The organism is Lysinibacillus sp. RC79, assembly GCF_041262405.1.
GTDB lineage: Bacteria > Bacillota > Bacilli > Bacillales_A > Planococcaceae > Lysinibacillus.
In genome coordinates this window covers 49,688-70,986 of record NZ_JBGCCD010000004.1, presented here as the reverse complement: position 1 = coordinate 70,986, position 21,299 = coordinate 49,688, and the positions used below count along the sequence as shown (strand labels likewise).

At 37.8% G+C, this 21,299-nt stretch carries 22 protein-coding genes and 1 other annotated feature; of the genes, 7 read left to right on the top strand and 15 right to left on the bottom strand.

The features are described 5' to 3' along the window. Positions 1-375: 375 nt before the first annotated feature. On the bottom strand, positions 376-525 hold the full coding sequence (rpmG, locus tag ABH968_RS05285) for a 50S ribosomal protein L33 (protein ID WP_008408521.1): 150 nt from the start codon (positions 523-525) through the stop codon (positions 376-378). Between the two features lie 150 nt (positions 526-675). Here rpmG and ABH968_RS05280 point away from each other — a divergent pair, with 150 nt between their 5' ends. Together ABH968_RS05280 and ABH968_RS05275 are read left to right on the top strand one after the other, a co-directional pair. Continuing rightward, on the top strand, positions 676-1,128 hold the full coding sequence (locus ABH968_RS05280) for a hypothetical protein (RefSeq protein ID WP_370043146.1): 453 nt from the start codon (positions 676-678) through the stop codon (positions 1,126-1,128). Between the two features lie 3 nt (positions 1,129-1,131). Next, complete coding sequence (locus ABH968_RS05275) at positions 1,132-1,626, top strand: hypothetical protein (protein ID WP_370042982.1); 495 nt, start codon at positions 1,132-1,134, stop codon at positions 1,624-1,626. A gap of 80 nt (positions 1,627-1,706) precedes the next feature. Here ABH968_RS05275 and ABH968_RS05270 read toward each other — a convergent pair whose 3' ends face one another. The 9 genes from ABH968_RS05270 to ABH968_RS05230 all read right to left on the bottom strand — a co-directional run bounded on the left by ABH968_RS05270 (position 1,707) and on the right by ABH968_RS05230 (position 11,708). After that, entirely contained in the window at positions 1,707-2,279 is a 573-nt protein-coding gene (locus tag ABH968_RS05270) for an anthranilate synthase component II (protein ID WP_370042981.1), read from the bottom strand. Continuing rightward, positions 2,276-3,661: an anthranilate synthase component I gene (trpE, locus tag ABH968_RS05265; protein WP_370042980.1), complete on the bottom strand. Its 1,386-nt coding sequence runs from the start codon at positions 3,659-3,661 to the stop codon at positions 2,276-2,278. Before trpE ends, ABH968_RS05270 begins: the two co-directional genes overlap by 4 nt. 185 nt (positions 3,662-3,846) lie before the next feature. Next, positions 3,847-4,112, bottom strand: a binding site (T-box leader). A gap of 39 nt (positions 4,113-4,151) precedes the next feature. Beyond that, complete coding sequence (locus tag ABH968_RS05260) at positions 4,152-5,222, bottom strand: mechanosensitive ion channel family protein (RefSeq protein WP_370042979.1); 1,071 nt, start codon at positions 5,220-5,222, stop codon at positions 4,152-4,154. A gap of 74 nt (positions 5,223-5,296) precedes the next feature. Next, positions 5,297-6,169 carry a vWA domain-containing protein gene (locus ABH968_RS05255; protein ID WP_370042978.1) on the bottom strand — a complete coding sequence of 291 codons (873 nt, stop codon included), beginning with the start codon at positions 6,167-6,169 and terminating at the stop codon, positions 5,297-5,299. A 1,153-nt stretch (positions 6,170-7,322) separates the two neighbouring features. After that, positions 7,323-7,982 carry a phosphate signaling complex protein PhoU gene (gene phoU, locus ABH968_RS05250; RefSeq protein WP_370042977.1) on the bottom strand — a complete coding sequence of 220 codons (660 nt, stop codon included), beginning with the start codon at positions 7,980-7,982 and terminating at the stop codon, positions 7,323-7,325. Between the two features lie 13 nt (positions 7,983-7,995). Beyond that, the gene (gene pstB, locus ABH968_RS05245) at positions 7,996-8,829 is read right to left on the bottom strand and encodes a phosphate ABC transporter ATP-binding protein PstB (RefSeq protein WP_370042976.1); all 834 of its coding nucleotides are present in this window, start codon (positions 8,827-8,829) and stop codon (positions 7,996-7,998) included. A gap of 12 nt (positions 8,830-8,841) precedes the next feature. Next, complete coding sequence (pstA, locus tag ABH968_RS05240) at positions 8,842-9,720, bottom strand: phosphate ABC transporter permease PstA (RefSeq protein ID WP_370042975.1); 879 nt, start codon at positions 9,718-9,720, stop codon at positions 8,842-8,844. Position 9,721: 1 nt separating this feature from the next. Next, the gene (gene pstC / locus ABH968_RS05235; RefSeq protein WP_370042974.1) at positions 9,722-10,669 is read right to left on the bottom strand and encodes a phosphate ABC transporter permease subunit PstC; all 948 of its coding nucleotides are present in this window, start codon (positions 10,667-10,669) and stop codon (positions 9,722-9,724) included. A 64-nt stretch (positions 10,670-10,733) separates the two neighbouring features. Next, entirely contained in the window at positions 10,734-11,708 is a 975-nt protein-coding gene (locus ABH968_RS05230) for a PstS family phosphate ABC transporter substrate-binding protein (protein ID WP_370042973.1), read from the bottom strand. A gap of 451 nt (positions 11,709-12,159) precedes the next feature. On the opposite strand from ABH968_RS05230, the gene ABH968_RS05225 reads away from it, so the two are divergent. Further along, entirely contained in the window at positions 12,160-12,354 is a 195-nt protein-coding gene (locus ABH968_RS05225) for a hypothetical protein (RefSeq protein ID WP_370042972.1), read from the top strand. Between the two features lie 138 nt (positions 12,355-12,492). Here ABH968_RS05225 and ABH968_RS05220 read toward each other — a convergent pair whose 3' ends face one another. From ABH968_RS05220 to ABH968_RS05205, 4 genes are all read right to left on the bottom strand, one after another. After that, a complete protein-coding gene (locus tag ABH968_RS05220; protein ID WP_370042971.1) occupies positions 12,493-14,697 on the bottom strand; it encodes a peptidoglycan D,D-transpeptidase FtsI family protein in 2,205 nt (734 codons plus the stop codon). A 391-nt stretch (positions 14,698-15,088) separates the two neighbouring features. Beyond that, positions 15,089-15,694 (bottom strand): superoxide dismutase, encoded by a 606-nt coding sequence (locus ABH968_RS05215; protein WP_248716503.1) that lies wholly within the window; start codon positions 15,692-15,694, stop codon positions 15,089-15,091. Positions 15,695-15,872: 178 nt separating this feature from the next. Next, positions 15,873-16,352 (bottom strand): DUF456 domain-containing protein, encoded by a 480-nt coding sequence (locus ABH968_RS05210; protein ID WP_370042970.1) that lies wholly within the window; start codon positions 16,350-16,352, stop codon positions 15,873-15,875. Between the two features lie 225 nt (positions 16,353-16,577). Next, entirely contained in the window at positions 16,578-18,209 is a 1,632-nt protein-coding gene (locus tag ABH968_RS05205) for a Na/Pi cotransporter family protein (protein WP_370042969.1), read from the bottom strand. Positions 18,210-18,404: 195 nt separating this feature from the next. Between ABH968_RS05205 and ABH968_RS05200 the strand changes: the two genes are divergently transcribed. The 4 genes from ABH968_RS05200 to ABH968_RS05185 all read left to right on the top strand — a co-directional run bounded on the left by ABH968_RS05200 (position 18,405) and on the right by ABH968_RS05185 (position 21,116). After that, positions 18,405-18,923 (top strand): DUF1189 family protein, encoded by a 519-nt coding sequence (locus ABH968_RS05200; RefSeq protein WP_370042968.1) that lies wholly within the window; start codon positions 18,405-18,407, stop codon positions 18,921-18,923. Positions 18,924-18,975: 52 nt separating this feature from the next. Continuing rightward, entirely contained in the window at positions 18,976-19,320 is a 345-nt protein-coding gene (locus ABH968_RS05195) for a hypothetical protein (protein WP_370042967.1), read from the top strand. 95 nt (positions 19,321-19,415) lie between these two features. Continuing rightward, on the top strand, positions 19,416-20,531 hold the full coding sequence (ispG, locus tag ABH968_RS05190) for a flavodoxin-dependent (E)-4-hydroxy-3-methylbut-2-enyl-diphosphate synthase (protein WP_370042966.1): 1,116 nt from the start codon (positions 19,416-19,418) through the stop codon (positions 20,529-20,531). Between the two features lie 12 nt (positions 20,532-20,543). Next, the gene (locus ABH968_RS05185; protein ID WP_370042965.1) at positions 20,544-21,116 is read left to right on the top strand and encodes a 5' nucleotidase, NT5C type; all 573 of its coding nucleotides are present in this window, start codon (positions 20,544-20,546) and stop codon (positions 21,114-21,116) included. A gap of 43 nt (positions 21,117-21,159) precedes the next feature. Here ABH968_RS05185 and ABH968_RS05180 read toward each other — a convergent pair whose 3' ends face one another. Next, positions 21,160-21,288, bottom strand: coding sequence for a hypothetical protein (locus tag ABH968_RS05180; protein WP_256469430.1), 129 nt, complete (start codon positions 21,286-21,288; stop codon positions 21,160-21,162). Positions 21,289-21,299 lie beyond the last annotated feature (11 nt).

The following is a 21,299-nucleotide window of genomic DNA, read 5'->3' as shown; positions in this document are numbered from 1 at the left end:
TCCGGAATCGGCTTTGTGCTTAGGCCTGCATGATGCAGGTCAGTTAGCCGTTATCGCATGGATGCGATGATTCTAGGCTAACATCCTTTATTAACTCCTTTCCGATTCCGTGACATCCGCCGGAGGCTTTGGGCCAACATGATGTTGGTCCCTCAGTCATTGCCACAGGACGTGGCGTTCTTAGACTGAGTTCCTCTATATCAGCAGGTGTTTGGATACCCACTGAAAAGTAACTTAAATTCGCATTCTTCTCACCACCTATAGAGGTGCGAGATTTCTGTACTTGTCGCTACGCTTTCGGTACAAAAGACATTTGCTGAAAGAAGTTAAAATGTAGAAAGCCAAAACCACATGTGGTTTTGGCTTAATGAGCGATTACTTAGTTTCACGGTGAAGAGTGTATTTCTTCTCGCGAGAGCAATATTTTTTAAGTTCAAGACGCTCTGGATTGTTACGCTTGTTCTTTTTAGAAATGTAGTTACGTTCGCCGCAATCTGTGCAAGCTAAAGTAATGTTTACGCGCATTATTAACCCTCCCACTCTATATCAAGAATTTAAATTTTGAGCATGATTTATACGACTAACCTATTATAACATAAAATGAAAAAAAATCTACCTTCATTTCATATTAAGTTCGCATATGGTAAAATACCTTATAATTACATACTTAATGAGGTGAAACTATTGGATTTATCCATCATACTTATGATTGTGGGGATTCTCCTAATTATTGCGTCGTTCTTTTTCAAAAATAGTGCGAAAAAAGTCGAACAAGATGTAGAGGAGCTATCCATCTCAATTTTTCAAGAAACAAATAATTTAAAACGTCGTCTAAAAATTGTTGAGGAGGAACTGTTATTAGAGCCAGAGTTTCAGGTTAAATCACAGTCAGCGCAAACTAACACTATACCAAATCCGAAGGTTCAACAGGTCATGCAAGCGGTTCAACAGGCTGCTCAGACATCGAAAATAGGACAAGCTGCTCCAAAAACGAAACCTATACATCAAATTATTATAAGTCAGGTGCTTGAACTTAATAAGCAGGGTCTTTCTGTAGCCGATATAAGTATTCGTTCAAATTTAACGGAAGAGCAAGTCCGCCAAGTGATTGCAAACGGAGGTCGGTAATCTATGAATAAGTCCGCTATCCGCGCATTTGGCATTGCACTTTTTCTTGTCGGAGCTTTGCTAGCTTTAGCAGTTCGTTTTGATCTCAATATCGGTCTACCAACTAAAGCTTCCAAAAACAACGAACATGTAGAGGAGCTTCAAAAAAAGCTCGAGCAGGCAAATAAAGAAATTGCATTGTTAAAGGAACAAGTTAAGCAAGCGCCGAAGGAAAACACGCAAAAGACAGATGCACTTAAAACAACGGCTAAAGACAAACATGAATCGGCATCCCAAGGAAACGTTACTACTATGACACTCCAAATTTATAGCGGTATGGAACCATATACTGTGGCGCAAAAGCTTGAAGATGGTGGCGTCATCGAAAATAGTGTTGAAATGGAACTTTTACTCGCTAACCCTAAATACGCTCGAAGCTTACAAATTGGCTCCTACGAGGTCAATTCTTCGATGTCTTTAGAGGAAATTGCAAAATTGATTACAGGGAAAAAGCAATAACATTACGATCCCATTGGTAAAAATGGCTGTCACCAAAAATCACAACTACTGATTTTTGATGACAGCCTACTTTGTTTAGTTTATGAAATTTGTTCTAAAAAACCTTTCATCATTATACTGCCCTCTTGTGTCCCAATGGATTCTGGATGAAATTGCAGCCCAAAAAGTGGGTACTCCTTATGTTGAATCGCCATAATTTCCCCATCATCATTGGACTTTGCTAAAATATTAAAATCCTCATGTAACGTGCTTGGCTCAATGACGAGAGAATGATAGCGCATTACTTCGATTTTACCTTCTAACTGAGCAAATAAGCCTGTTTTTTCGTATTGAATCGTAGATAATTTTCCATGCATTATATTTTTAGCTTGAACGATGCTTCCTCCAAAGGCTTGCCCTATCGATTGGTGTCCAAGACAAATGCCCAAAATCGGAAATTTCGTATAAAGCTCTTTAACAACATCCACTGTTATTCCTGCATCAATTGGCGTACCTGGGCCAGGCGATAAAATAATGGCTTCTGGTTGCATTTTCTCAATTTCTTCAACTGTCATTTCGTCATTACGTACTACTTTTACATTTTTCCCAAGCATACTTATTTGCTGAAATAAATTATATGTGAATGAATCATAGTTATCGATCATTAAAATCATTTTTTTACCTCCAATAGCGCGCGAGCTTTATTCAATGTTTCCTCGTATTCAGACAATGGCACTGAATCGTAAACAATTCCAGCCCCTGCCTGAACATGAGCACGATGTTCCTTAATAATCATTGTCCGAATGGCTAGAGCTAAATCCATATCCCCTGTAGCGGAAATATAGCCTACTGCACCTGCATAAACACCACGCTTCACAGGCTCAAGCTCATTGATAAGCTGCATAGCGCGAATTTTCGGCGCACCTGATACTGTACCAGCAGGTAAGCACGCTCGGAGAACATCCAAAACATGAACATCATCACGTAATTCGCCGATAACCTCTGATACAATATGCATAACATGTTTATAACGCTCAATATTCATATATTTCATTAGCTTCACTGAACCCACTTTGGCAATACGTCCAAGATCATTACGACCTAAATCCACTAGCATACGATGTTCAGCGATTTCTTTTTCATCATTTAATAAACCTTCCGCGATCGCGTTATCCTGCTCCACTGTTTTACCTCTTGGCTTCGTTCCTGCGATAGGATTTGTCGTAACCTTTCGATCCTTCACCTTAACGAGACTTTCAGGAGATGTTCCTAAAATGGTATACGTACCAAAATCCATATAGAACATATAAGGTGAAGGATTAGAAGTACGTAATTGACGATATAAAGCGAAAGGATTACCTGTATATGGTGAAGTGAATCGTTGTGATAAGACAATTTGGAAGATGTCACCCTTACGAATATGCTGCTCTGCACGTTCAACCAGTGCCACAAAATTTTCTTTGGCGATCATTGGTCTGAAATCTAGCTTTCCAAACGTCGCGTCGTCAAACGTTGTTCCAGCATAAAGCTGCTCCTTCATCGAAGAAATAGCCAATTCCATCGCTTCAAGAGAACGCCCTTCATCAAATAAATCGATTGCTGCTAGTGTAATCTCCTGCTTTAAATGATCAAAAACGATAAATGTATCATAGAAAAAGATATGAACATCCGGCATTTCTAAATCATCCTGCAAGTATTTACCTATTTTCTCTGTATAAAATACTGTTTCGTAACCAAAGAACCCAATTGCTCCCCCGAAAAAGGCAAAAGGGTACTGTGCCCTATGCAACGGCATAATCTGTTGTAATTTTATTAATACATTGGCGCTCGATTTTTCTGTTTCTCCATCTTTGGTAAAAGAATACCCATTCCTTTCTCCAATCAGTTCTGCAATTGGGTTGACGGCAATAAATGAGTAACGCCCACTTTCTTCATGCTTGGCAGACGATTCGAAAAGCATTTTATGCTTCCCTTCCAGTGATTGATAAACGGAAATTGGCGTCATCATATCACCCTGCAATGCCTTCATGGCAAACTTTCTAAGCTCAACTGTCATACTCTTTCTCTCCTTTTCTGCGCTCTGCTCTTCTACACCAAAATCTATCAATTATGCATTGACGTAATGGACGCTGCCGCTTCGTTAGCATTTCGCTTTCACTACTATAAACATTACGTCCGGATTTTGAACTGTGTAAACACTATTCATTCCGCCAAAACATATAAAAAAAGGCCTTTCCATCGCAAAAGGACGGAAAAGCCGTGGTGCCACCTTCATTGGTCCTTATCAATTATGCCCCAGCATAATAGCATTCAGCTGATATTTGGATATCCGCTGAATGAGTTAAAAGACCCACTCTATACCCTGTAACGTAGGCAGACGCTAATCCATACTTTATTCAGGATTAGAGCTCCGAAGTCCATTCACCATTTATTTGTACTAGTTTCCACCAGCCACTAGCTCTCTATAACAAATAATAATGGCTACTACTCTTCATCAAAGCTGATTACATATATTCATTGTAAAACAAGGAAACTAACAATTCAAATTATTTTTTATTACTTATCCATTCATCTTCAGCCAGATTAGCTACTATAATATTTAGTTCTTGAAAGATTTGACGAATAGCAAACAAAATATCCTGTCGTACATTTAGCATCACTGCCGTATCATTTGTTGCCACATAGAAACGTACAAGGACTCGATAGGAAGTTGGATAAAACTCATCTATAAATACATGAATCATTTCTTTTTCTGTTTGAGCATGCAAATAAATTTCCTTTTGAATGGCACTTAAAGCACCGCGTAATGTTTCTTCTTCATTTTCAGCAGCTACAAATAAAAATTGCTCACATTTTCGTTTTTCCCTTCTTGATAAATTATAAATTGGTCGATTTGCCAAATAAGAGTTAGGCACATAAACAAGCCCTTTATCACCCGTTTGAATTAATGTACTTCGAAGATTAATATCCTCAATGGTTCCTTCAATTTTTTGGTCCTCTGTTGCTATCCAATCGCCAATTTGAAACGGGTTATCTAATGCGACTGACATCCCACCAAAAACATGCCCTAGTGTATCCCGAATACCAAAGGCAATTGCCACACCCGTTAAACCAATCCCCGTTAAAAAGCCATTCAAGTTAAAATCCCAGAATGAAGCAATCGTAAACATTGCCAATATCATGATAAGCACTTTTCCTATACGGAGAAAAAACGGTAAGAGGACGTTTGGTTCTTCTTCGCTATTCAGCTGCAAAGGCTGTTTTGTATAAAAATGTAAAACATCATATACACCTTTAAAGGCAAAAAAAACAATAATGGACAAAACAAAATTCTTTGTCACTGCATTTGTAAATAAATTTTCTTTTAATAATATGGTTAAGCTGAGTACAATCACTGCAAACATGAATGCATAGCGAATCGCTTTATTAAATTGTGCGAGCACGGTTGCCTGAAAGTTACGCTGACGATTTCTCAAAAATGTAACAGTGCGATTAATCATTTTCTTTATAATAAAATGCTGAAAAAGCCAACCCATTATACAAAGTGCAACGGCAATAATAACTTCCATCCACGTTGGGGTTGAAATATCAGGTAATAACCATTTCAATGAATTCAAATTTCATTCTCCTCTAACTACTATGTATTATTCACAGAAAAGGAGCCGATCAACAATGACGATCAGCTCCGTTTTTATTGAATTGCATCATCCGCAAAAAAAGCCTTATTAGCAAACCAAAATTGCTGCTCATTAAAATTATGTTCATGCATAGCGATAACCGAAAATTCTGCATGATACTTACGCTTCATTTCCTCAAGTACAGCCTTCGCTTGCTTTCCAACTAGATGCTGTCCATCAATCGGAGTACCTTCTGTAAAAATAATAATATCCGCTTCTGTACAATGCTGATTTTCTTGGAGCAAGCCCTTTACAAAATGGAGCACAGGCAGAACAGCAGCTTCTCCCTTTGCCTTATATTCAATAAAACCCTTAAAATCGGATAAATTTAAATGGCCGTTTTCAAATCGATAATGTACATGAATTTGACAATCATATGGAATGATATATAAATCTCGACGTTCACGGTGCGCGGTCATAAATAACGGTAAAATTATGCTTTTACAAAGCTCAGAATATGCCGCCATACCAGTTGTTTGCTCAAGACAAATAATAATTGGACCTGTTTCTTTTTTGTATTCATCAAACGGAACATATAGGATATTTCCTTTTTTTATTGTTTGACGATTAAGCTTTTGACGCCTAGCTATTTGCCACTTTCGCTCATCGTAATAACGCCGTTCTTTTCCATTAGTCAATCGTTCTGTCTGCTCAATAGCTGGTATATTTTTATAAATTTCATGCATGATATCCGCCAATTCAAGTGCAAATGCTGCCATATTTCGTAATGTTTCACTCTTGTAAAAATAGTCAATAAAAAAACATTGTTCCTTATCACTTAATTCCTCAAGATGTAAGTTTTCGTATAGAAAACATAAAAAGTCACGTTGTTCTGACGTGAATTCCAGATCAAATTTCTTTATGAGTGATTCTACAGCGTCTTTCACGAAGCAGCACCTCCGCAGCACATTTTTTCGGATAATGTCTATAGTATAACCAAAATAAATTTTTGACAATACAATAACGTTTGCAGTATTTTGACGCTATTTTTAATAACAATGTTGCTGTTATTAATAATGTCATGGAAAACTATATGCCTACAAAATTAAGTATTCTATTAAATAAAGTATGGCACTTCGATAAAACGAGTGTTTGATTTCCGTTCCAGCTGGGCGCTTTCCTAGGGGCGTCCGATGAGCCGCTGATCCCTAAGGAGTCGCCCAGCCTCCACTCCAATCAAACACTCCGCGTAGTATGTATATTCTGGCATTTTATTCTAATTTATAGTGTTAAAACACAACTTCAGCAATGTTTTTATGTGCGAAAGCGGAGCGGTGGCAACAGAAGTGGTTTTTACGAAAGTGGAACGATAGCAATAACGCAAGCGAAGGAAGCGGCTGGATACTCGCCATAGGAAAGCGAGTAGCATGGAACAATCCTCATTTAAAGCAACACCATATTTACAATAATCTCCTTAACCGTTTGTTTTTTAACACTATGAAAAAAGAGCCTATTATTGGCTCTTCTCTGATTTGCAGACTAATGTTACCCCTAATTGAATTAAGCTGTATGATGATTTAATCGTGAGTCTTAAACAATCAGTATTTTGTAGGAGCGTTGAAATCGTCTCGCTTTTTTAAGGTGAGACTTTCTTCATATAGAAGATAATGGAACACACTCCTTTATAACCAGATCTTTTTTATTTGTTAATCATAGTCATAATAATATTTTGTTTCAGCTTATCCGCTCATACTAATGATGAGGAGCTGTTGATTTTTCACGGAGAGTGGCGACTCCAGCGGGATGAGCTTGCGCTGAAAGCCCCCGCAGGAACGTAGTGACGAGGAGATTGATCAATTATGCCTCGGCATAATTGCGTCCGGAAACGGCTTTGTGCCTGCACAAAGAACTCCTTTCCGATTCCGTGACATCCGCCGGAGGCTTTAACTACTTTCAGCGGGTGTCCAAACACCTGCTGAAAGTAGTTAAAGCCAAGCCCGCGGAAAGCGCCAACTCGGAGTGAAAATCAACCTTTGTTTATTGATACACTTATTCTTATGTCGACAAACTAAAAAGAGCCTATAATTGGCTCTTCTCTAACTAATTATTTAATTCATAATGTTTACCTTTGACTAAGTAAAATAAGTGTTCAGCAATATTTGTTGCATGGTCAGCTGAGCGCTCTAAATATCGGCAAACAAATGTTAAGTGTGTGATTTGAGAAATATGTGCTGGATTTTCAGCTCCTGCACGTAGCAATAGCGTTATTGTCGCTCCATATAAATCATCCACATAATCATCTAGTTCAGCAATTTCTTTGGCATGAACAGTATCTTCCTCTGTAAAAGCTTTGATAATACTCTCTAGCATTTCCACAGTCTTGTTACACATCGTTTGCAAATTTGTTGTCGAAAAGACAAGTGGCTCTTTTCCAATACGAATCGTTTCTTTTGCAATATTAACTGCATAGTCCCCTACTCTTTCCATATCAGATGCGGCTTTGACTAGCACCATAAGACGACGTAAATCAGTAGCTACAGGCTGCTGCTTAGCAATCATTAAAATAACATGATCATTGATTTCTTCTTCAAGACGATTGATGATTAAATCGTCCTCAAGAATCTTTAAGGATGCCTCTAAATCCTGATTTAATAATGCTTCAAATGCTATTTTAAGAGCATTGATACTGCTATTGGCAATCTCGATAAATTGTTCCTGGACTTCTTTTAATTCCTGTTCAAAACGTTCACGTACTACCATCTCCTGCTCCTCCTTAACCGAATCGACCTGAAATATAATCTTCAGTACGTTGATCTGCTGGTGTTTGGAAGATAACGTCTGTTTTATCGTACTCAACGACCTCTCCACTTAGGAAAAATGCTGTACGATCAGAAATTCGCGCCGCTTGTTGCATATTATGTGTCACGATAATAATTGAATAATCTTTTTTCAGCTCTTGTACAAGCTCCTCGACTTTTAATGTAGAAATCGGATCAAGTGCAGATGTTGGCTCATCCATTAAAATAACATCTGGTTCAATTGCTAAACAGCGAGCAATACAGATTCGTTGCTGCTGACCACCTGATAAACCATATGCATTTTGATTTAAGCGATCCTTTACTTCATCCCAAATTGCCGCACCACGTAAAGATTTTTCAACAATCTCATCAAGAATTTTCTTATTTTTTATGCCATGGATACGTGGTCCATATGCAATATTATCGTAAATAGACTTCGGGAATGGGTTTGGCTTCTGGAACACCATACCTACACGAGTGCGTAATTCCTCAACAGTGTAGCTTTTATCTAAAATATTGCGCTCACGATATACTATTTCACCTGATGTTCGAACACTCGGTACAAGCTCTACCATTCTATTTAGCGTTTTTAAATAAGTAGATTTCCCACAGCCTGAAGGGCCAATTATAGCTGTTACTTCATTTTCGTAGATGCTTAAATTGATGTCTTTTAAACCATGATGATCACCGTACCATAAATTTAAATTACGTGTATCATAAACTACTTTTTTGGCAACATCAGCAGATGGCTTTGTAGCCGTATGAATCGATTTGACAACAGATTTTTCCTCTTTTATACCCAGTACCATAAGGTCACCTCATTAATAACGTTTTTGGAATTTATTTCGAATAAAGATGGCAATAGAGTTCATCAGTAAAAGCACTGTCATAAGAACTAAAATACCGGCTGCCGCTACATATTGAAATGCCTCTTGCGGACGTTTTGCCCAATCGTAAATTTGCATTGGTAAAGCAGTGAATTGGCTTAATAAACCATTAGGTAAAAACTGTAAAATAACAGGGATACCAATAACAACAAGTGGTGCTGTTTCACCTATCGCACGAGACATCGCTAATATACTTCCTGTTAAAATCCCTGGAATAGCTGCTGGTAGCACAACATGTAATATCGTTTGCCATTTTGTCGCGCCCATACCGTAAGAAGCTTCGCGTTGTTCATTCGATACTGCACGAATAGCCTCCTGCGCCGCAACAATGATCACTGGTAAAATCAATAAACTCATTGTTAAACCGGCTGCTAAAACACTTTTCCCTAATCCCAACATCCGAACAAAAATTGTTAACCCTAGTAAACCAAAAACAATGGAAGGTACACCTGCTAAGTTAGAAATATTCATACGAATAAAGTCGTTTAGTCTATTTTTCTTTGCATATTCCTCTAAATAGATAGCAGTCCCTACACCTATAATAATCGACACTGGAGCAACAACTGCCATCAGCCAAAGTGAACCTATTAAAGCTGCCTTAATACCCGCTTTATCTGCAAATCGTGAAGCAAAATTTGTTAAAAAATCGATTGTTAAATAGTCGACACCTTGTGTAATTATTCGATAAAGCAAAATAGCTAGTGACACTAATGCAAAGGTCGTTGCTAAGAAGAATAATGACTTCCAAACTTTATTGAATGTAATACGCTTTGTCATTCGTTTCATTACGACTGTGTCATCCATATAGCGCATGCTAGTAAACCTCCCTGAAGCGTTTCGAAATATAGTGAGCAATTAAATTCATCACTAAAGTAAAGATAAATAATGTGAATCCTACTGAATAAATCGAATAATAAATTGTCGTACCATAGCCAGCATCGCCTGTTGCAACCTGTACAATATACGCAGTCATCGTTTGAATCGAGTCTGTCACATCTAAATCGAATTTAGGTGTAGATCCGCCTGCAAGTGATACGATCATCGTTTCACCAATTGCCCGGGAAATGGCGAGGACAACCGAAGCGATAATGCCCGATAATGCCGCTGGTAATACTACTTTTATAGCTACCTCAAATTTTGTTGCTCCAAGTGCTAAAGCTCCTTCACGCATACTATTCGGGACAGATGACATCGCATCCTCAGAGAGTGACGTAATCATTGGTAGAATCATAATACCTACAACAATCCCCGGACTAAGTGCATTAAAAAGTTTCAGTCCTGGAATAATTTGCTGTAACATCGGCGTAACAAATGTTAATGCAAAGAAGCCATAAACAATCGTTGGTACACCTGCTAACACCTCTAAAATAGGTTTTACCGTGCGTCTTATTTTTTCGCTTGCATATTCACTTAAATAGATTGCAGAAGCAATGCCAAATGGTACTGCTACGACAACTGCAATAAGTGTGACTTTCAATGTTCCAGCGATTAAAGGTAATATCCCAAATAACGGTTCCTTCCCTGAAAACGGTAGCCACTGTGTACCAAATAGGAAATCCGTAATTGAAACACGTTTAAAGAATTCAAACGTTTCAAAAATAAGGGTGAAAACAATGCCAAATGTCGTCAATATAGAGATAAGTGCCGCTGAAAATAATAGAGTTGGCATTGCTTTTTCCACTATTTTCTTTGTTTTTTTATTGCGCGAATTTGCAATTAATTGCTGCACAGATGATGTCTTGTTTTCTTTTTGAGAAACCATTGGGTGCTCCTTTCAAATAAGAGAGGGAAAGAGCATACATCTCTTTCCCACTATGCATGTCTACTTATTTCAAGCCTTCTAAAGTTTTTAAAGCTTCACTATATTTATCTTCTGGTAGACTGACATAACCTACTGCTTCTGCCATGTCTCCTGCGTGCTCAAGTGTATATTTGATAAAGTCATATGCCGCTTCGCTTTCTTTCATAGCACTATTTTTCACATATACAAATAGTGGTCGTGAAAGCGGTGCGTATTCACCAGATTCGATTGTTTTATTTGTTGGCTCAATGCCGTTTACTTTCACAATACTTAATTTATCTTTATTTTCTAAGTAGTAAGCATAGCCAAAGAAGCCGATTGCGTTTTTGTCACCCGCTACACCTTGAACTAGCATGTTATCATCCTCTGATAATGTTGCTGATTTTGCTAGATCAGCACCGTCTAAAATTGTTTCATCAAAGTAATCATACGTCCCTGAGTCAGTACCCGGTGAGTAATACACGATTTTTTCATCTGGCCAAGATGGATCTATATCAGACCATTTTTTAGCTTTACCATCTTCAACCCAAATTTTCTTTAATTGTTCAACTGTTAGATCCTTCGCCCAATCATTTTCAGGGTTCACGACAACCGATATGCCATCATATGCTAAAGGAAGTTCTGTAAAAGCAATTCCTGCTTTCTCTAGTTTTGCTTTCTCTTCATCTTTTATATGACGAGATGCATTAGAAAAGTCTGTCTCACCTGCGATGAATTTTTCAAAGCCACCACCAGTACCTGAAACACCTACCGATACTTTGACATTCGGTTGAGTCCCTGCATACTCTTCAACAACTGCCTCAATAATTGGTGCGACAGTTGATGAACCATCTCCAGAAACAGCTCCTTGCAGTTTTTTGTCAGCAGCATCTTGTCCTGAGCTCGCTGGTGCGTTTGTTTCTGCATTCTTACCATTTTGTGCAGAGTCGCTACCGCATGCACCAAGCATTAATGCTGAACCCATTACCGCTGTCATCGTTAAGTACTTCCACTTTTTCATCTCATTTGCCTCCGTCACTAACATTTTTATAGTTATTTGTCTTACAATCTTTACTATAATGATTAAATGTTGAAGTCGTATAAACAGTTCGTAAAAGAGACGTAAAGGAATGTAATGCTTTGTAAACGATTGTAAAGATGAATTTACAATTGCAATCAATTTCGCCTTGGCGTAATTGTCGCCGACGCTTTGCTTTCGCGCAGAAAAACAATGTAGCAATAGCTTCGCTTTCGCTACAGATAAATTGCCACAGGACGTGGCGTTCTTAGACTGAGTTCCTCTATTTCAGCAGGTGTATGGATACCCGCTGAAAAGGGACCACATCTGCATTCATCTCACCATCTTAAGAGGTGGGAGTCTTCTTCTGAATGAAGATAAAACTTGCTTCCTATTGGAAAGATGCTATAATAATCAATTGTGTCAGGAAATAATCTAAGAGGAGTTTGACTTTGTGGTTAAGCATGCAAAAGTACCAAATGCCGATTACTTTAAAACATATTTAACACTTGTTATGGAACATCGGGAATTTACTCTACAGGAAGCCATTGATTTTATGGTAGAGTCTTATTTCTGTAATAATATAGAGCTTTATGGAATAAAACCGAAACAACAATTTGAAATAGCTATTCAACAATTATCTGTATAATAAGTCTTGTATATAAAAATAAATAAAACACGGTATGAAAATTGTGATTTTTCATACCGTGTTTTTTTCTCGGGTATTCAATAATACTCTGAAACTATAAAAAAACCGCTAGGCATTAAAATGCACTAGCGGTTTCTCTTATTTTTGCTCATCTTCACCAATTTTGTCTTTTGAAATAGCTGGTAAAATTGGTTGTTTTACATTACTATCTGTCACCTTTTCAGCGTTATATTTTGCCTTTAACTCAAAATATTTATCTACAGCTTTTCTTGCAATATCACTATTAGCCGAAAAAGGTTGGCTAGGGTTTGTTGATCCCCAAGGAATAACTACGGCATAGGCAATTTCAGGATTTTCATAAGGTGCAAAGCCGACATGTGTATAAGTAAGTGAATACTGACCCCAATACTGTCGTAAATCTCCGTAATACATTACTTCAGCTGTCCCTGTTTTCCCTGCCGCTGTATAAGGTGCATTTGCAAATTGTCTTTTTGCTGTACCATTTGCGCCCGTATAAACACGACGTAACCCTTGTTTTACATAGTTAATTTCATCTGATGAATTATCAATATGATTTAAAATTGTTGGTCCTATTTCTGTTACTAATTGACCTAGTGATTGCCCATCTTTTGATGGTTCACGTACCTCCTTCACAACATGTGGCTGAATGCGATAGCCGCCATTTGCGATTGTCGAGATATACTGTGCCAATTGTAAAGGTGTATACGTATCATACTGTCCAATCGCTAAATCGAGTGCTTTACCCCCATAGGTTGGACCAGTTGGACCTTTTACCCCACTAACTTCATTTGGTAAATCAATCCCTGTATTTACACCTAACCCGAATTGTGCATAAGAATTACGCATTTTTGGGAAAGTATCGTCATTTAAACGAAGTGGCATCCCATATTTATATGGTGTTCCATTAATAAGCAAAGCTGTTTTAAACATATAAACGTTTGAAGACTGCTCCAAGGCTCTTAAACCATTCATTGAAATATAGCCACTAGGATTAAAAATAGATTTTTTTACTGGTGTATTTAATAAATGGATTGGTTCATCCCCTAATACAGTACTTGGCTTAATAGCTCCTAATTTATACCCAGTTAGTAATGTTGCTGCCTTAACTGCAGAACCTGCCTCATAAGCTGTTGTAAAGGTGCCATACGAATAATCAACGACTTCATTCTTGCCTGTTTCAGGATTTTTTTCGATTTTTTTACCAACCATTGATAAAATATCGCCTGTATTTGGGTCCATCATTACTAAAAAGGCACGATCAAGTAAAGACGAAGCCCCCTGTGATTTTAATTTTAGCAACTCTTCCTCAACAATTTTTTCAGTTTCAGCTGTTAACTCGCTATCTAGTGTTAAGACTAAATCTTTACCAGGCTCGCCTTCATAGGTTGTAACGGTATCGACTACCTGCCCTTTTTTATTCGTAATATTTTTAACCACTGATTTTTGCCCTTGCAGTAAATCTTCATATTGCGCTTCAATATAACTTTCACCAACACGGTCATTTCGTGAATAATCACGAGCTAAATAATAATTCAGCTTTTCTTTCGGAATCCCTTTTGCTGGTACTGTTGTGCGTCCTAAAATAGCGAGTGACGATAATTTCAAACGCTTCCAGTCAGTTGTTGTGTTAACGCCTGGTAATTGAGTTAAACGCTCAGAGACACGTGCAAATTCATCGGCAGATACATTTTCACTCTTAATAATTTGCGGTGATAAATTGTATCCTGATACCATCTCTCGATAGATTGCTAATACTTCTATGTCCTTTTCTGTCAATTGCAATAATTCTTCGTTTGTGATTCGTTCACGAACAAGTTTATCTATCTGTGCATTGATTTGACTTTCCGTTACATCTTCTTGTGCCCTAATTTTCTTTTCTTCTTTCTCTGTTACTTTTGCATAGGCAGCGTCATGATTTTTTATAATCCAAAAATCTTGTTTGTCACGTAATGTGACACGGGTCGTTGGCTGCTCAATCAATTGTGCCAGCTTTTCGGCTATGTCTAGCATGTCCTTTGTTTTTGTCGTCGACATTTTCGTATACGTAATAGCATTTTCTGGTTGATTATCCACTAAAATACGCCCGTATCGATCATACATACGTCCCCTTGGCACACTTGTATTGACAGCTACCTCCTCTTTTCGCTCTAAATCGCGTACATATTCTTCCCCTTTTACGATTTGCATATAGCCAAGTCTAAAAATTAGCATCGAAAATACGATAAATATAGCAAAGAAAAGGACATTCATACGAAATGTTAAATTAGAGTTATGTTTTGCTTTAACACTCGTCGCGCGATTTTTTCCCGGTGCTTTGCGCATATGTATTCCCCTCCTCATCTAATTACAATTTAAATACACACGATATTTAGTATACCATTCGAAGGTACGACAGGAAAGCATGCACTTGCGAATTTATGATTGAAAACATCATTTTATTTGACGGCACTTTAAGTTGAAAAGTTTCTGTTTTTTACCGATTGCTTGAAAAATAATTTTCACATTAAATATTGGGAGGTGAGGCACAATGTGAAGCTTCCCCAAATTTTCCGGCGATTGTTCCTCCCTTTCAGCCAATAGGCGTGTGGGGCATTCACCTCCATCTTAAATAATATTGGATACCTTAAAGATTATAGAACCTAAAAAAAGGCAGTAAAAAAGGCTATGCCTCGGTGACTCATCACCTTTGACATAGCCTTCTATTAAACAGAGATTATTTTGCAGCTTGGAATTTAGCTTCTACTACATCCCAGTTTACTACGTTCCAGAATGCACCGATGTAATCTGGACGACGGTTTTGGTAGTTTAAGTAGTAAGCATGCTCCCAAACGTCTAAACCTAGGATTGGAGTTTTACCTTCCATAACTGGAGAGTCTTGGTTTGGAGTAGATGTAACAGCAACTGAGTCACCATCAACGATTAACCAAGCCCAACCTGAACCGAAGCGAGTTGTAGCAGCTTTTGCAAATTCTTCTTTGAATGCATCGAAAGAACCGAATTTAGCATCGATTGCTTTTGCAACTTCGCCAACTGGAGTTTTTGAACCGCCTGGGGCGATTACTTCCCAGAATAATGAGTGGTTAGCATGTCCGCCACCGTTGTTACGTACAGCAGTTTGTTTGTCAGCTGGAAGAGCATCAATGTTTGCGATAAGATCGTTAATGTCTTTTTCAGCAAATTCAGTGCCTTCTACTGCTGCGTTTAAGTTTGTTACATAAGTATTGTGGTGTTTAGAATGGTGAATTTCCATTGTTTTTGCATCGATATGTGGTTCTAATGCGTCATAAGCGTAAGTTAATTGTGGTAATTCGTAAGCCATTGTTAAGTTCCTCCCTAAAGTAAAGAAATAATTTAGTACATTCTTAGATTATCAAAATTGGTCAAACCATTCAACGAAAAATACTTCAAATTGAAGATTTCAGCCTTTTGACTGAAAAGCCAATACGATTACTATACTAACCTGTTTTTTAAATGGTTAAACTTCATATGGAAGAAAATCATATCGCTATAAAGAACACGACAATCATGACGATTTGAATTACTGCTTTTGCAAGTGTTGATGCTAAGAAGCCAACGAGAGAGCCAACACCGCTTTTTACAGCCTCTCCAAATGTACGACGCTCTACGATTAGCTCTGCAATCACCGCTCCTAAAAATGGACCGACTAGTATACCTACAACCGGAATGACGAAAGGGCCGATTAATAAACCAATGGTACTGCCCCACATACCAGCATTTGAACCACCAAATTTTTTAATACCAAAGGCATTCGCTACAGAATCAGCAACAAATAATATGACAACAAATATAATTTCACTCGCCCAGAACCACCAGCTTAGCTCTGCAAATGAAAAAAATAATCCATATACTAAAAAACCACCGATTAAAAAAAGCACACCTGGAATTATCGGGTAAACCAATCCAACAAATGAAATGACAAAGCAGGCAATCACTAAGATCCAGCCAACAACTTCCATAAAAATTCTCTCCTTTTGTCGTACATTGCCTTTCATACGGATTTACAAAGCTGAAGGTTTCATTTATCTTCATTCAGCAGATGTATTTGAAAAGGAATGAATTGTGCGGGCACTATTCAAAATCCAGACGCATTGTTTATCTGTGCGAAAGCGAAGCGACAGCAACAAATGTTTTCTGTAGCGAAAGCAAAGCGTCAGCTACAATTACGCCAAGGCGAAATCGATCTAATTTCTAATTCCTAAAATAGAGTCAGCTATATTTACAGCATGATCTCCTATACGTTCTAAATTGCTAACGATATCCGTATAGACGATTCCCGCCGCTCCATTACATTCATTTGTATTTAAGCGCGCAATATGCTTTTGTCTTAGCTTATCTTCCATATCATCTATCAAGCTTTCGAGCTCAGTTACTTCCTGTGCCAAGCTCAAACTAGCTGTATCCAGAGCCGCTATACTCTTTCGTACAGCTTCAATCGCTAAGCTAAACATGCCTATTAAATCTTGTCGTGCTGACTTACTTAAACTTACTTCGTGATGATCTTTATATTGTAAAAGCTCTAAAATATTTTCAAAATGGTCGCCAATTCGTTCAATGTCTCGTACATTTGTTAGAAGGGTATGGTGTCTTACTGAGTCTGCACGAGAAAGTGGCTGCTTAGACACCATCACTAAGTAATTCGTGATTTCCTTGTCTAAATGATTGATCGCTACTTCTAATTGTAAAACTGTAGGAATATGAGTAGCTTCTCCTGTTTTCATATATAAAAATGTTTCTTCTAAGCCATGAAGGGCATGCTCTCCCATACGTAGCACTTCCTCCTTTGCTTGCCCAAGTGCAATCGCTGGAGAAGAATCAATGAATGCTGGATCTAAATGCTTCGTTGTTACATCAATATTGCCATCATTCCCAGGAACTAGCTTCGTGACAAGTACAGCCAATCCTCCGATAAATGGCAGCTGAATCATCATATTAATAATGTTAAATGAGCCATGCGCTATCGCTATTTGCATTTTCGCCTCTAAATGGAATAGCCCGCTAACCCACTGAACGTAATGCATAAATGGTGTAAAGAACACCATGAAAATGATCGTACCTATAATATTAAATAACACGTGTGCCGCTGCCGCACGTTTAGCATATATAGAAGCACCCAGTGAAGCTAATACTGCCGTAATAGTCGTACCTATATTTTCACCAAATAAAATAGGTAAAGCACTATCTAAGCCAATTAAATGCTCAGCATACAAGCCCTGTAGCACACCAACAGTAGCTGTTGAGCTTTGGACGAGCAATGTAAAAACAGTCCCAAGAAAAATTCCTAAAATGGGCTGATTGCTTAGATGAATCGTTAATGATTCAAAGTCCGCTAATTGATGAAGTGACTGCATGCTTGCACTCATTAACTCTAATCCTAAAAATAATCCCCCGAAGCCAAATAATATTTGTCCAATATACTGATATGTCGCTTTCTTAAAGAAAAATAACAGCCCTGCACCAATCGCCAATAACGGATAAAAATAAATGCCGATATTAATACCAATAATAAATGCGGTTATGGTCGTTCCAATATTGGCCCCCATGATGACACCGATTGCTTGACGCAATGTTAAAAACCCTGCACTCACTAGCCCAACCGTAATCACCGTCGTTGCAGAGCTCGACTGGATACAAATCGTCACAATTATGCCTACTAACACTCCCATTAAAGGGTTTGTTGTAAAACGATTCAACCATTCACGCAGTCGATCATCTGCCGATTTTTGGAGCCCATCCCCCATAAATTTAATGGAAAATAAAAAGACTCCTAAACCGCCTAAAAATTGAAACAGTATGCTTTGCCAATCTATTGTCAATTGTATTCGCTCCAATTCCTACGTCTCTACTACTCTATTCCTAATCTTTAAATGATAGTATAGAAAAAGTAAAGAAAACCTTTAACTTCTTTACACAATATTAACATTTCATCATCGTATTCTCAGTTATTATTACTTATTTCATATCTTGTCAAAGTTGAACATGATAAAATATCGATTGGAGGAGATATGTTTATGAAACACTCGCAACTATTTATCGATAGCTTAATTCATCCAAAAAAACTTGCTACCTATCGTTTATTACCCATAGGAAAAGTCATTCAATATACCTTTCTTCTAATTACTGTTGTTACAGTTTTCTCATTTGGTCGTTTTACAGCTGGTATGTCTGTTGATACATTTGATATGAATAGTTTAAATGGTATAACTGAATACATAGAAGGCGTTAAATGGGTATTGTATCCCGTGACATTCATTATGCTTTTTGTTTTTACAACGATGCTTATTTTTGCACAAATTGCTCTCTATGCCTTGGCAGGTCTACTGATCTTAAAAGTCATGAAACGTCGCGGAGAATACCGTCATATTTGGCGTACTACAACATTTGCTATGACTTGGGCAACTCTAATAAGTATGCTATCAGATTATCTACCGATTAACAGTACAATTATCTCTGTTTTCTCTTTATTTTTAACAGTGACTCTACTTATCGTTGCCATGACTAAGTATCCAAAACAACCAAACACAAAATAATGTGCATGATTCCCCTCTCTTCTAAATATAGTGTAGAAAAGGAGGGGATTTTTTGCGTGCTTTAGTGTTAACAGCTATCATCATTATTTTTGCTTTTGTCGTGAAAGTAGATTTAACAGAAGGTTCATTACATCTTGCTACCATTTCTCCGAAAAATACGGAAAACGCCCTTTGTGAAAAGCTGCAAGAGCCAAATTATATCACTGTACAGACTATTCAAGGTGATACCATTCACAGTTTATTTGCACTTCATCCTGCCAAAGTACCCATGACCTTTCCTGAACGTTTACAACTTTTTTATGAATTGAATCCGCATTTACAATTACAGGCCCTTGTTCCTGGTGAAAATATTAAGCTTCCGCTGTCATTTGAATTTGAAAACAAATGTGGAAAATGAAAAGTTAGCGTTTCTTCCTTGTCCTTATTTTCTTACACTGCTAAAATAAATGTCAGTGACGGTCGAAAGTATGGCCCGAAAAGGAGAGAAAGTTAATGACTGAAATTTGTCACCGTACAAATACACGTCCCGTGCGTGTCGGTAACTTAACATTAGGTGGTAGTAATGAATTATTCATTCAAAGTATGTGTACAACAAAAACACATGATGTCGAAGCAACAGTAGCAGAAATTCTTCGTCTAGAGGAAGCAGGCTGTCAAATTGTTCGTGTCGCAGTTCCAGATGAGCGTGCAGCTGATGCGATTGCAGAAATTAAAAAACGTATCCATATTCCATTAGTAGCTGATATTCACTTTGATTATAAATTAGCATTAAAAGCAATTGAAAATGGTATCGATAAAGTTCGCATTAACCCAGGTAATATTGGGCGTAAAGAAAAAGTAGAGGCTGTTGTTAACGCAGCTAAGGCTAAAGGTATTCCGATCCGTATCGGGGTAAACGCTGGTTCATTAGAACGTCATATTTTAGAAAAATATGGTTACCCTACTGCAGACGGTATGGTAGAATCTGCCCTTCACCATATTAAAATCTTGGAGGACTTGGACTTTCACGATATTATCGTATCCATGAAGGCATCAGACGTAAATCTAGCGATTGAAGCCTATGAAAAAGCGGCTAAAGCCTTTGATTATCCTTTACACTTAGGAATTACTGAATCAGGTACATTATTTGCTGGTACAGTAAAATCAGCAGCAGGCCTTGGTGCAATTCTATCAAAAGGTATTGGTAATACATTACGTATATCACTATCAGCAGACCCTGTTGAAGAAATAAAAGTAGCACGTGAGCTATTAAAATCATTTGGTCTTGCTTCAAATATGGCAACCCTTATTTCTTGTCCAACATGTGGTCGTATCGAAATTGATTTAATTTCAATTGCCAATGAAGTAGAAGAATATATTTCTAAACTTAATGTACCGTTAAAAGTAGCTGTTCTTGGTTGTGCGGTTAACGGTCCTGGTGAAGCACGCGAAGCCGACATCGGTATTGCTGGTGCTCGTGGTGAAGGTTTACTATTTATGAAGGGCAAAACAGTTCGTAAAGTGCCTGAAGAAACAATGGTAGAAGAATTGAAAAAGGAAATCGATAAATTAGCAGCTGAAATGGTAGAAAAACGCGCGGCTGAAGAAGCTGAAAAAGCGAACGCCTAAGGAGGTGCTAGCATGAAAAAGCCCCGTTTCGGTATTGATATCGATGGAACAGTGACATGTCCTAGTACACTCATCCCACATATTAATAAACAATACAATGTAAATATTACACTCGACGATGTGTGCGAATATGATTTTTTATCAGCATTTCCCCACCCTGTTGATCGTGTAGCATTTAATACATGGTTTAAAGAAAATGAGCCATTTATGTATGAAGTATCTGAAGCAGCTAAAGATGCGAAACATATTTTAAATACGTGGAAAGAAAACTACGAACTTTATTACATCTCTGCACGTGGTGAGAATGTATCAGATGTTACGGTAAATTGGTTTAATTCACAGTCTATTCCGTACGATCATATCGAGCTCATTGGTAGTCACGATAAGGTTTCTGTAGCAAAAAAACATGGTGTTGAGGCATTCTTTGAGGATAAGCATGATAATGCAGTTATGCTTGCGGAGGAATTAAAAATACCGGTCGTATTATTTGACACTCCGTATAATCGTCTTGCTATTCCGGACAATGTCGTACGAGTTTATAACTGGCAAGAAGCCAACCAATTTATCACTAACTATTTTAAGTAAATAAGGGAGTCGTGTTCATGTATTGAACACGACTCTTCTTCTTTTATACATCAAGTATCCCTCGTAACCAACGCTCCACAAAATTTTCAAAGGTAATGCCATAATTTTCATAAACAGCATGGTAGACGAAATAAGTTCCTAATCGCTCAAGTAATTCATCATTAATCTTCATCACAAACCGCT